The sequence below is a fragment of the Curvibacter sp. EU05-FHT14A10 genome (genome assembly GCF_058791075.1).
Map to the genome: position 1 here is coordinate 230,855 of NZ_JBYTDE010000009.1, position 10,201 is coordinate 241,055.

Annotated in this window: 11 protein-coding genes; 8 read left to right on the forward strand and 3 right to left on the reverse strand. The window is 67.1% G+C overall.

Annotated elements, in window-relative coordinates:
* Nucleotides 1-4: 4 nt before the first annotated feature.
* Both AC3WUT_RS18920 and AC3WUT_RS18925 read left to right on the forward strand, forming a co-directional pair.
* Complete coding sequence (locus AC3WUT_RS18920; protein ID WP_492348626.1) at nt 5-1,474, forward strand: sensor domain-containing diguanylate cyclase; 1,470 nt, start codon at nt 5-7, stop codon at nt 1,472-1,474.
* Nucleotides 1,475-1,547: 73 nt separating this feature from the next.
* Complete coding sequence (locus AC3WUT_RS18925) at nt 1,548-2,168, forward strand: 3'-5' exonuclease (RefSeq protein WP_492348627.1); 621 nt, start codon at nt 1,548-1,550, stop codon at nt 2,166-2,168.
* A 6-nt stretch (nt 2,169-2,174) separates the two neighbouring features.
* Here AC3WUT_RS18925 and AC3WUT_RS18930 read toward each other — a convergent pair whose 3' ends face one another.
* From AC3WUT_RS18930 to AC3WUT_RS18940, 3 genes are all read right to left on the reverse strand, one after another.
* Entirely contained in the window at nt 2,175-3,155 is a 981-nt protein-coding gene (locus AC3WUT_RS18930; RefSeq protein WP_492348628.1) for a Bug family tripartite tricarboxylate transporter substrate binding protein, read from the reverse strand.
* 83 nt (nt 3,156-3,238) lie between these two features.
* Nucleotides 3,239-3,976 (reverse strand): SDR family NAD(P)-dependent oxidoreductase, encoded by a 738-nt coding sequence (locus AC3WUT_RS18935; RefSeq protein WP_492348629.1) that lies wholly within the window; start codon nt 3,974-3,976, stop codon nt 3,239-3,241.
* Nucleotides 3,977-3,990: 14 nt separating this feature from the next.
* On the reverse strand, nt 3,991-4,836 hold the full coding sequence (locus tag AC3WUT_RS18940; protein ID WP_492348630.1) for an ureidoglycolate lyase: 846 nt from the start codon (nt 4,834-4,836) through the stop codon (nt 3,991-3,993).
* A gap of 92 nt (nt 4,837-4,928) precedes the next feature.
* On the opposite strand from AC3WUT_RS18940, the gene AC3WUT_RS18945 reads away from it, so the two are divergent.
* The 6 genes from AC3WUT_RS18945 to AC3WUT_RS18970 form a co-directional block, all read left to right on the forward strand.
* On the forward strand, nt 4,929-5,888 hold the full coding sequence (locus AC3WUT_RS18945) for a LysR family transcriptional regulator (protein ID WP_492348631.1): 960 nt from the start codon (nt 4,929-4,931) through the stop codon (nt 5,886-5,888).
* A gap of 65 nt (nt 5,889-5,953) precedes the next feature.
* Nucleotides 5,954-6,535, forward strand: coding sequence for an NnrU family protein (locus tag AC3WUT_RS18950; protein ID WP_492348632.1), 582 nt, complete (start codon nt 5,954-5,956; stop codon nt 6,533-6,535).
* A 13-nt stretch (nt 6,536-6,548) separates the two neighbouring features.
* The gene (locus AC3WUT_RS18955) at nt 6,549-7,745 is read left to right on the forward strand and encodes an MFS transporter (RefSeq protein WP_492348633.1); all 1,197 of its coding nucleotides are present in this window, start codon (nt 6,549-6,551) and stop codon (nt 7,743-7,745) included.
* Between the two features lie 172 nt (nt 7,746-7,917).
* Nucleotides 7,918-8,490 (forward strand): DUF2239 family protein, encoded by a 573-nt coding sequence (locus AC3WUT_RS18960; RefSeq protein ID WP_492348634.1) that lies wholly within the window; start codon nt 7,918-7,920, stop codon nt 8,488-8,490.
* Nucleotides 8,491-8,580: 90 nt separating this feature from the next.
* Nucleotides 8,581-9,984: an MATE family efflux transporter gene (locus tag AC3WUT_RS18965; protein ID WP_492348635.1), complete on the forward strand. Its 1,404-nt coding sequence runs from the start codon at nt 8,581-8,583 to the stop codon at nt 9,982-9,984.
* The coding region (locus tag AC3WUT_RS18970) for a GIY-YIG nuclease family protein (protein ID WP_492348636.1) at nt 9,920-10,201 on the forward strand (282 nt) is incomplete at its 3' end. The genes AC3WUT_RS18965 and AC3WUT_RS18970, both read left to right, overlap by 65 nt.

Consider the following 10,201-nt stretch of genomic DNA (forward strand, 5'->3'; position numbering starts at 1 on the left):
GCCCATGAGCCTCCTGACACCGACCGCTGCCGCCACTGATTTCGAGAGCATCTTCGAGCTGGCGCCGGTGTCGCTGTGGCTGGAAGACTTCAGCCAGCTCAAGCGCTTTTTCGAGCGCCTGCGCGACCAGGGCGTGCAAGACCTGGCCGCGCACCTGGCACAACACCCCGAGCTGGTGGCCGAGGGCACGGGCTGCATCCAGGTGTTGCGGGTGAATGGCAAGACCCTGAGCCTGTTCGGTGCCACCGATGCGACCCATCTGCTGGCCAACCTGGGCCAGGTGTTCCGCGACGACATGTTCCCGCAGGTGGTGGCCGAGTGGACGCAGCTGTGGAACGGCCAGCATGAGTTCGTGAACCAGACCGTCAACTACACGCTGGACGGGCGCCGCCTCGACGTGCTGGTACGGGCCCGCATCCTGCAGGGCCACGAGGCCGAATGGGACCGCGTGATGGTGTCGCTGGAAGACGTGACCGACACCACCCGCAACCTGCAGCGCCTGGCCAACAGCGAGCAGTACGCGCGCGATCTTTTCGAGCACTCGCCCGTGTCGCTGTGGGTGGAGGACTTCAGCGCCGTCAAGCAATTGCTGGACGAGGCGCGGCGCCAGGGCATCACCGACTTTCCCACCTTCATCCGGGTGCACCCCGAGTTTGTGACCCGTTGCATGCAGGAGATCCGGGTGGTGGACGTGAACCAGCTGACGCTGGACATGTTCGGTGCCCAGTCCAAGGGCGAGCTGCTGAGCCGGCTCGACCAGCTGTTCCGCGGCGAGATGGTGGATTCGTTCTCCGACCAGTTGATCGACCTGTGGCAGAACAAGCTGGTGCAACACCGCGAAGTAGCCAACTACACGCTCAACGGCGACAAGCTGCACATCCACATGCAGTTCTCGGTGCTGGAAGGCCATGAGAACGACTGGAGCCTGGTGCTGGTGTCGCTGGTGGACATCACCGCCCGCAAGAAGGCCGAAGCCTACCTGGAGTACCTGGGCAAGCACGACGTGCTGACCCGGCTGCGCAACCGCGCCTTCTATGCCGACGAGCTCAATCGACTGGCCCGGCGTGGCCCCTGGCCCGTCAGCCTGCTGATCGTCGACCTCAACGGGCTCAAGCGGGTCAACGACGAAGAAGGCCATGCCGCCGGCGACGCCATGTTGCGCCGCGCCGGTGAAGTGCTGGGCAAGGCGGTGGATGCACCGGCCTGTGCGGCCCGCATCGGGGGCGACGAATTTGCCCTGCTGCTGCCGGCCTCTGATGCACGGGCCGCAGCCGCGGTGCAGGAGCGCATCCAGTCGCTGCTCGAGATGAACAACCAGTTCTACCCGGGCCAGCCATTGACCCTGTCGATGGGGACGGCCACCTGTCAGGAGGGCGAGTCGCTTGATGCTGCCGTGTCACGGGCCGACCAGGCCATGTATGCGGCCAAGGCGCGTTACTACCAGAGCCAGGACTCCGATCGACGCCGCGACTGAGCTGCGCTCGTTCTGCAGCCGTGCCACCCGGGTCGATGCGACCCCTGACTTCCTCTGTTTTCGGCCCCATCCCATGTCCACCATTGCTGTCATCGACTTCGAAACCACGGGCATCTCACCCGAGCAAGGCGCACGTGCCACCGAGGTGGCCATCGTGCTGCTGGAGCAGGGGCGGGTGGTGGACCGTTTCCAGAGCCTGATGAATGCGGGGGTGCGCATCCCGTCCTTCATCACCCAGCTCACCGGCATCACCAATGCCATGGTGGCCGCCGCGCCGCCGGCCGAGCAGGTGATGGGCGAAGCCAGCCGCTTTGTGGGCGACGCGCCCATGGTGGCGCACAACGCGGCCTTTGACCGCAAGTTCTGGGTGGCCGAGCTGGCTCGGGCCGGCCTGAGCGCGCCGCAAGCCTTTGCCTGCACGGTGCTGCTGTCACGCCGGCTGATCCCGCAGGCCCCGAGCCACAAGCTGGGCTCGCTGATCTCCTTTCTGGGCCTGCCGCCCGCCGGCCGCGCCCACCGGGCGCTGGCCGATGCCGAGATGGCCGCATCGCTGCTGGCCCACCTGCAGCAGCAACTGCAGCAGCGCTGGCAACTGCAGGCCGACCACGGCTTGCTGAGCACCCTGCAACGTTGCAGCAAGGCCGCGGTGCCCGGGTGGCTGGCGCAGCAACGCGAGCGCCACGCTGCACGCTGAGCTCACTCAGGCCTTCGGGATGTTGAGCTTGGGCACCAGGTCTTTGTAGAAGGCCCGGTCCTTGTCGATGGCGGCCTGGAAGCTGGGCCCATCGGCATAGGCCCAGCCCAGGTTGGCCTTGAGCAGGGCCTCACGGAACACCGTGTCATCGGCGGCCTTGCGAGCCACGTCAGCCCACAGGTCGGCCAGGTCCTGCGGCAGGGCCTTGGGCGCCCCCAGGCCGCGCCAGACCTGCACCGACAGGTCCACCCCGCGTTCCTTGAGGGTGGGCACTTTCTCGAACAATGCCGAACCCAGGCGCTGCTCAGCCATCACGGCCAGCGTGCGCATCTTGCCGGCCGCCACATGCTGGGCTACCTCGCCCGGGCTGACCGTGAGCGCATCGACATGCCCCCCGAGCAAGGCCACGGCGGCCGGGGCCGCGCCCAGGAAGGGCACGTGGTTGAAAGCGATGCCGGTCTTGTCGCCGAGTGCGGCAGCCGCCATGTGCCAGATCGAACCCACCCCTGCGTTGCCGATGGCTACCGGGTCTTTGCGGCGACGTGCGTCAGCCAGGAACTCGTCCACGGTCTGCCAGGGGGCGTCGGCGCGCACGGTGATGGCCGACGGGTCGGCATTCAGGCGGGCGATGGGGCGCAGGTCGGAGGCCGTGTGCTTGGTGATGCCCAGGTTGGGGATGATGGTGAGCTCGCAGATGATGATGCCCAGCTTGTAGCCGTCGGGCTTGGCATTGATGAGTTCGGCGGTGCCGATGGCGCCGCTGGCCCCGGGCTTGTTGGTGACCACCACAGGTTGTTGCGGCAGGTACTTCTTGACCGCCTCGGCAAAGGCGCGGCCCACCAGATCGGTGCCACCGCCGGCCGCCACAGGCACGATCAGCTCGATCGGTCTCGAAGGGTAGTCGCTGGCGGCGCGGGCCGACGAGAAAGGGCCTGCGATGCCCAGGGCACAGCTGGCGGCCAGAAAGCCGCGGCGAGGGATGGTCATGGTGTTGTCTCCTGTTGTCATGGCTGGAATCAGCGGGGGCACGCCGGGCGGGGCCGGTCTCGATGTCTCAAGGTCTCAAGGTCTCAATAGGTGGCGCGGCCGCCTGACAGATCGAACACGGCACCGGTGGTGAACGAGTTCTCGGCCGTCAGCAGCCAGGCCACCATGGCGGCAATCTCATCCACCTCGACGAAGCGGCCGCGCGGGATCTTGGACAGCATGTAATCGATGTGCTGCTGCGACATCTGCTCGAAGATTCGGGTGCGCGCGGCGGCCGGTGTGATGGCATTGACCGCGATGTTGTACTGCGCCGTTTCCTTGCCCAGGCTCTTGGTGAGGGCGATCACCCCCGCCTTGGAGGCACTGTAAGCCGCCGCGTTGGGGTTGCCCTCCTTGCCCGCGATCGAGGCGATGTTGACGATGCGGCCGTAGTTGCGCCGGATCATGCCCGCCACCACCGCCCGGTTGACATGGAAGGTGCCGTTGAGATTGACATCGAGCACGCGCAACCACTCGGCCGTGGGGTAATCCACCAAGGGGGCATTGGCCCCCGCGATGCCGGCACTGTGCACCAGCAGGGCCACGGGGCCGCACCGGGCCTCGGTCTCGCTCAGGGCCACCTCGACCTGGGCCGGATCGGTGATGTTGGCCTGCACCCGGTGCACGGGCAGATGGGCCTGCGCGGCCAGCGCCGAGGCATCGGCATCCCACAGGCTGACCCGGGCGCCACCGGCCAGCAGGCGCTGGGCAACAGCCAGGCCGATGCCCTGGGCGCCGCCCGTGATGACAGCGGTGCGGCCTTCAAATTCTTGCTGGTTCATGGTGTCGGCTCCTCTCAGGCGGCCACGGTGCGTTGTTGTTGTTCACCCAGGCCTTCGATGCCCAGGCGCAGGGTCTGTCCAGGGCGCAGGTAGACCGGCTCGGGCTTGCAGCCCATGCCGACGCCGGGTGGGGTGCCGGTCGAGATCACGTCACCGGGGTACAGGGTCATGAAGCGGCTCAGGTAAGCCACCAGCTGGGGCACCTTGAAGACCATGGTGCGGGTGTTGCCGTCCTGGTAGCGCTGGCCATCCACCTCCAGCCACAGGTGCAGCGCATGCGGGTCGGGCACCTCGTCGGCGGTGACCAGCCAGGGCCCGGTGGGGCCGAAGGTGTCGCAGCCCTTGCCTTTGTCCCAGGTGCCGCCTCGCTCCAGTTGGTAGCTGCGCTCCGACACGTCATTGACCACGCAGTAGCCAGCCACGTAGGCCATGGCCTCGGCCTCTTCCACGTAGCTGGCGACACGGCCGATGACCACCCCCAGTTCGACCTCCCAATCGGTTTTCATCGATCCACGCGGGATGCGCACATCATCGTTCGGCCCCACCACGGCCGAGGTCCATTTGTTGAACACCACGGGCTCGGTGGGCACGGCCATGCCCGATTCGGCCGCGTGATCGGCATAGTTCAGACCGATGCAGATGAACTTGCCGATGCGCCCCACGCAAGGCCCCAGACGAGGCGTACCGGCCACAAGAGGCAGGCTGAAGGGGTCGATGGCGCGCAGCCGATCGAGGGTGTTGGGGTCGAGGGTGCTGCCCTCGATGTCGACCACCTGGGCCGACAGATCCCTGAGTTGGCCAGCCCCATCCAGCAGGCCGGGTTTCTCCTGGCCCGGGGGGCCATAGCGAAGCAGTTTCATGCCTTGTCTCCTTGTGCTGCGGGATTCTGGGAGGGCCCCGCCATGCTGCATAGTGAGAGCTTTTGATCTGGCAATAACCTTTTGGAATCCCCATGGTCCCCAGCCTCACCTCGATCACCTCTCGCCTGCGCTTTCGCCAACTCACCCTGCTGGTGGCGCTCGACGAAGCGGGCTCGCTGCACCGGGCGGCCGATCGCCTGGGCATGACGCAGCCGGGGCTGACCAAGGCCTTGCGCGAGATCGAGTCGACCTTCGGCATGGCTTTGTTCGAGCGCTCGCCCAAGGGCGTGCTGGCCAATGAATTGGGGCGCTGCATCATCCGTTACGCCCGCGTGATCTCGTCCGACCTGGACCACCTGCGCGAAGAGATCGACGGGGTGCTGCGGGGCAGTGGCGGGCGGGTGGCCGTGGGCACCATCACCGGAGCGCTGCACTCGGTGCTGATCGGTGCGCTGGCCCAGTTGCGCGAGACCCAGCCGGCCTTGTCGATCGAGGTGCGCGAAGGCATCAGCAGCGAGCTGCTGAACCTGCTCAACGAGGGGCGGCTGGACCTGGCCATCTGCCGCACCACGGTGGCCAAACAGGCCGACCAGTTCGACTACGAAGCCTTGCAGGATGAGAGCGTGGCCGTGGCCGTCGGACCGCGCCACGCCCTGGCCAAGGCCCGACGGGTGACGCTGGCCCAACTGGCCTCGTGCCGCTGGATTCTCTACCCCGGCAACATGCCCCTGCGCACCCTGCTGGAGCGCGAGTTCCGCGAGGCAGGCCTGGGTCTGCCACCCTATCCGATCGAGACAGCCTCATCGCTGGCCACCATGCTGATGCTCAAGCAGGACCCGACCCTGGTGGCCTTGATGGCCGAGGGCACCATGGCCTTTTGCGAAGAGCACCGGATCGCACGCCGACTGCCACTGGCGATCCGCTCACGCCATGAGGCCTACGGCATCGTCACCCGCCGCGGCGCACGGCTGTCCCCGGCAGCCAGTCTGCTGGTGCAGTGTCTGCGCGACGCGGCCACCCCAGGCAAAGGAGTCGACCTTGTACACACCTGACATGCAAAGCCGCGCCAGGGCACCCATAATCAGCCAGTCGCCGGGTGGCGTGAGGAGGTGAATCCATGACATGGTTGGTGTTGGGCTTGATCTTGTTCCTGGGCGTCCATTCGGTGCGCATCGTGGCCGAAAGCTGGCGCACCCGCACGCGCACGCGACTGGGTGAGGGCGCCTGGAAAGGCCTTTACTCACTGCTGTCGCTGCTGGGCTTTGCCTTGATCGTGTGGGGCTACGGCCTGGCACGGCAAAACCCTGTGGTGCTGTGGGTCCCCCCGGTGGCCACTCGCCATGGCGCGGCCTTGCTGATGCTGATCTCGTTCGTGTTGCTGGCTGCGGCCTATGTGCCCCACAACGGATTCAAGGCCCGCTTGCACCACCCCATGGTGCTGGCGGTGAAGGTGTGGGCGCTGGCGCACCTGCTGGCCAATGGCAACCTGGCCGACGGGCTGCTGTTCGGCAGCTTTCTGGCCTGGGCCGTGCTGGATTTCCGCAGCGCCCGACAACGCGACCGGGCCTTGGGCACGGTCTACCCCGCAGCCCACAGTGGCAGCACCGCCATGACGGTGCTGGCCGGACTGCTGGCCTGGGCGGCCTTTGCCTTCTGGGGCCACCAGTGGCTGATCGGCGTGTCGCCCCTGGGCCTCTGACACCGCCCAGACCATGAGCGCCCATCTAACATCGCCTGCCAGCGGACTGCGCCACATCCCGGCAGGCATCTGGACCCTGGGCTTCGTGAGCCTGCTGATGGACATTTCGTCCGAGATGATCCACAGCCTGCTGCCCATGTTCATGGTGGGCACGCTGGGCATGAGCATGGCCACGGTCGGCCTGATCGAGGGCTTGGCCGAGGCCACGGCACTGATCGTGAAAGTGTTCTCGGGCGTGCTCAGCGATTACTGGGGCCGACGCAAATCGCTGGCCGTGCTGGGCTATGGCCTGGGGGCCTTGAGCAAGCCACTGTTCGCCCTTACCGGCGGCGCCAGCCTGATCGTGACAGCCCGCCTGCTGGACCGCGTGGGCAAGGGCATCCGCGGGGCCCCGCGCGATGCGCTGGTGGCCGACATCGCGCCGGCCCATCTGCGCGGCGCGGCCTTTGGCCTGCGCCAGTCGCTCGACACCGTGGGGGCCTTTGCCGGCCCGCTGATCGCTGCCGGCCTGATGCTGCTCTGGGCCAATGATTTCCGCGCCGTGTTCTGGGTGGCTACGGTGCCGGCCTGGCTGGCGGTAGCCTTGCTGGTACTGGGCTTGAAGGAACCCGCGCGGCCTGCTGGTACACCCCGCGAAAATCCGATCCAGCGCGCCAAGCTGCGCCGGCTGCCGGCAGCCTACTGGTGGGTAGTTTCTTTGGGTGCACTGTTCACGCTGGCCCGCTTCAGCGAAGCGTTTCTGGTGCTGCGCGCCCAACAAAGCGGCATCGCCATGGCCCTGGTGCCGCTGGTGATGGTGGCCATGAACGGGGTGTATTCGCTGCTGGCCTACCCCTTCGGCAAACTGTCGGATCGCATCGGGCACCGTGGCCTGCTGGCCGCCGGGGTGCTGGTGCTGCTGCTGGCCGACCTGTTGCTGGCCACCGAGACCGGGCCCGCCGGCCTGCTGGCCGGCGTGGCGCTGTGGGGCGTGCACATGGCCCTGACACAAGGCCTGCTGGCGGCCATGGTGGCCGACACCGCACCAGATGACCTGCGGGGCACGGCCTTCGGCTTCTTCAACCTGGTCAGCGGCCTGGCCATGCTGCTGGCCAGCACGGTGGCCGGCCTGCTGTGGGACAGCCAGGGCCCGGCCACGACTTTTGTGGCCGGCGCCGTGTTCTGCGGCCTGTCTCTGCTGGCCTTGATGTGGCCACGAGGCCAGCGCTGAAGCGGGCATCGACGCAGCCGACTCAAGCCCCGCATTCAGGCGGAGTCTGCAGCCGTTGCAACACGGACTGGTGCAGGCACAAACGGGCACGTGACGGGTCCTCAAGTCAGACCGTTTTATTTTTACCCGGGTATTATTGACCTGCGAATTTGATCCGGGTAAAATTTTCGACATGAACCAGCCCACGCCACTCACCTACACAGCCTTCCTCGAGGGACGGCGCCTCGCCAAGGGTCCTTTGCATGAGGTCGCCGTGGCCGTGCTGCGGGCCCAGCAGGCGCAACCCCAGAGGTATCCACTGGTCTTCAGCGATGCCAGTGGTCGGTCGGCTGACTTGGACTTGCGTGGCGGCGAGGAAGCCGTTGCGGCACGCTACACCGAGGTGCTGCCAACCCCGGCGCCCAAGGGCCGCGGCCGCCCCAAGCTCGGTGTGGTCGCGCGAGAAGTGACATTGCTACCGGAACACTGGGACTGGTTGGCCGCGCAACCGGGCGGGGCCTCCGTGGCCTTGCGCAAGCTTGTGCATGAAGCGCGGCGCAACGACGGCGACAAGAGCCGGACGCGCCAGGCGCGCGACCGCGCGTATCACGCCATGTCTACGCTGGCCGGCCATCTCGCGGGCTTCGAGGAAGCATCGCGGGCACTGTTCGCCGGCGACCACGAGCGGCTGGTGGCGCAGATGGCCGCTTGGCCGGAAGACGTGCAGACCTACGTGTTGGATCTCGCCGAACCTGCACCCGGCTGAGCCGGACTTCCTTCTTTTTTTGAAATCAGCGCGCGGCTCCGGGCTGCAGCGCTGCGGGCACACGCACGCCCGCGATTCACAAGGCCCCCCATGAACGAGCGAGAAATGCCAACCCCCGCCGGACCGACGCCGACACTGCGCACGCATTACCTTGCGCTGCTGACTCCCCTTATCCTGACGCATGCGCTGCAAAGCGCGGGCGGACTGCTCGATGGCTTCTGGCTCGGACACCTGCTGGGCGTGATCGGCATCGCGACGGCCGCCTCGTTCTTTCCCGTGTTCTTCCTACTGCTGTCGCTGATCATCGGGCTGAGCTCCGGCGCAACCATTCTTGCGGGACAAGCATGGGGCGCATGTGACGCAACGCAGGTGCGGCGCGTGGGTGCGACGGCCTTCGCGGCTGCGCTTGGGGTCGGGCTTGCGGTCGCGGTGGCGGGTGCGTGGTCTGCACCGTGGTTGATGCAGGCTCTCGGCACGCCGCCGGACATCTTGCCGGCCGCGATCCGCTATGCGCGCGCCATGTTGCTGGTGACGCCCTTCGTGTTCGTCGCATGGGCGGGCGTGTCACTGAGCCGCGGCACCGGCGACGCGCGCTCGCCGATGTGGTCCTTGCTGGGCGCGACGCTGGTGGGCGCGGTGTGCACGCCGCTGTTCGTTGCGGCCACGCCCTTGGGCGCTGCTGGCGTGGCTGTCTCGGTGCTCGTTGCACAGCTGGCTGCACTTGCCGTGTTGATCTGGCGCTGGTGCCGGGACGGCCATCCGCTAGCACCCGGCGCCGGATGGCAGCACTGCAAGCCAAGTGCGGTGATCGCCCGACGCATGCTGCACATCGGTCTGCCAGCCGCATTGCAGATGCTGGCGATGGCTTTTGCTGAGATCGTGTTGCTGGGCCTGGTGAACCGCCATGGTTCGACCGCTACCGCCGCCTATGGCGCGGCAACGCAGGTTCTGAGCTGGGTGCAGTTCCCGGCGATGAGCCTGGGCATTGCCGCGGCGATCTTCAGCGCGCACGCAGTCGGCGCGGGACGGCGCGAAAGGGTGTTGGCGATCGTGCGTACGGGGCTGCGTTTGAACGCCCTGGTCACCGCGCTGGTCGTTGGCGCTGCGCACCTGCTCGCGCCATTCGCGCTGCGCGTGTTCCTGGAGCCTGGAGCCGTGCTGGAACAGGCTCTCACCATCGTGCGCACCGTCGCCTGGAGCATGGTACTGCTCGGATGGAGCCACGTGCTGGTCGGCGCGATGCGCGCGAGCGGCGCGGCGCTGGTGCCGGCACTCCTGAGCCTGGCCGCGATCGTAGGCATCGAATGGCCCCTTGCCGTGGCGCTGGAAGCGCGCTTCGGCCTGGCAGGTGTGTTCTGGGCTTGTCCTGCCGCGTTCCTCGCCATGCTGGCGCTGCACGGCCTCTACTACCGTCACAAGGAGAAAAAAGATGGACTATTCCGCCAACCAGGCGTCGCGCTCGGCGCGACGGGCCGCCGCGCGCCAGGTGCGTGACAGCTTCCCGCCCATGGGCATCTACGCCATCCGCGACCGAGCGGGCGATCACCTGCTGCTCGGCGCCAGCCGTAACGTGTACGCGGCGCTGAATCGCGCTCGCTTCGAACTGCGCATGGGTCAGCACGCAGACCGCAAGCTGAGGTTGCCCTCGAATTTCGGAGTTCATAGCTCAGCCCGGAGAATGCCGGGAAAGGAGAGAAGAGATGAACGCTGG

Coding starts and splice junctions, on each gene's coding strand:
- AC3WUT_RS18925 (WP_492348627.1), top strand. CDS start 1,548: ATGTCCACCATTGCTGTCATCGACTTCGAAACCACGGGCATCTCACCC.
- AC3WUT_RS18950 (WP_492348632.1), top strand. CDS start 5,954: ATGACATGGTTGGTGTTGGGCTTGATCTTGTTCCTGGGCGTCCATTCG.
- AC3WUT_RS18935 (WP_492348629.1), bottom strand. CDS start 3,976: ATGAACCAGCAAGAATTTGAAGGCCGCACCGCTGTCATCACGGGCGGC.
- AC3WUT_RS18940 (WP_492348630.1), bottom strand. CDS start 4,836: ATGAAACTGCTTCGCTATGGCCCCCCGGGCCAGGAGAAACCCGGCCTG.
- AC3WUT_RS18955 (WP_492348633.1), top strand. CDS start 6,549: ATGAGCGCCCATCTAACATCGCCTGCCAGCGGACTGCGCCACATCCCG.
- AC3WUT_RS18930 (WP_492348628.1), bottom strand. CDS start 3,155: ATGACCATCCCTCGCCGCGGCTTTCTGGCCGCCAGCTGTGCCCTGGGC.
- AC3WUT_RS18960 (WP_492348634.1), top strand. CDS start 7,918: ATGAACCAGCCCACGCCACTCACCTACACAGCCTTCCTCGAGGGACGG.
- AC3WUT_RS18965 (WP_492348635.1), top strand. CDS start 8,581: ATGAACGAGCGAGAAATGCCAACCCCCGCCGGACCGACGCCGACACTG.
- AC3WUT_RS18945 (WP_492348631.1), top strand. CDS start 4,929: ATGGTCCCCAGCCTCACCTCGATCACCTCTCGCCTGCGCTTTCGCCAA.
- AC3WUT_RS18920 (WP_492348626.1), top strand. CDS start 5: ATGAGCCTCCTGACACCGACCGCTGCCGCCACTGATTTCGAGAGCATC.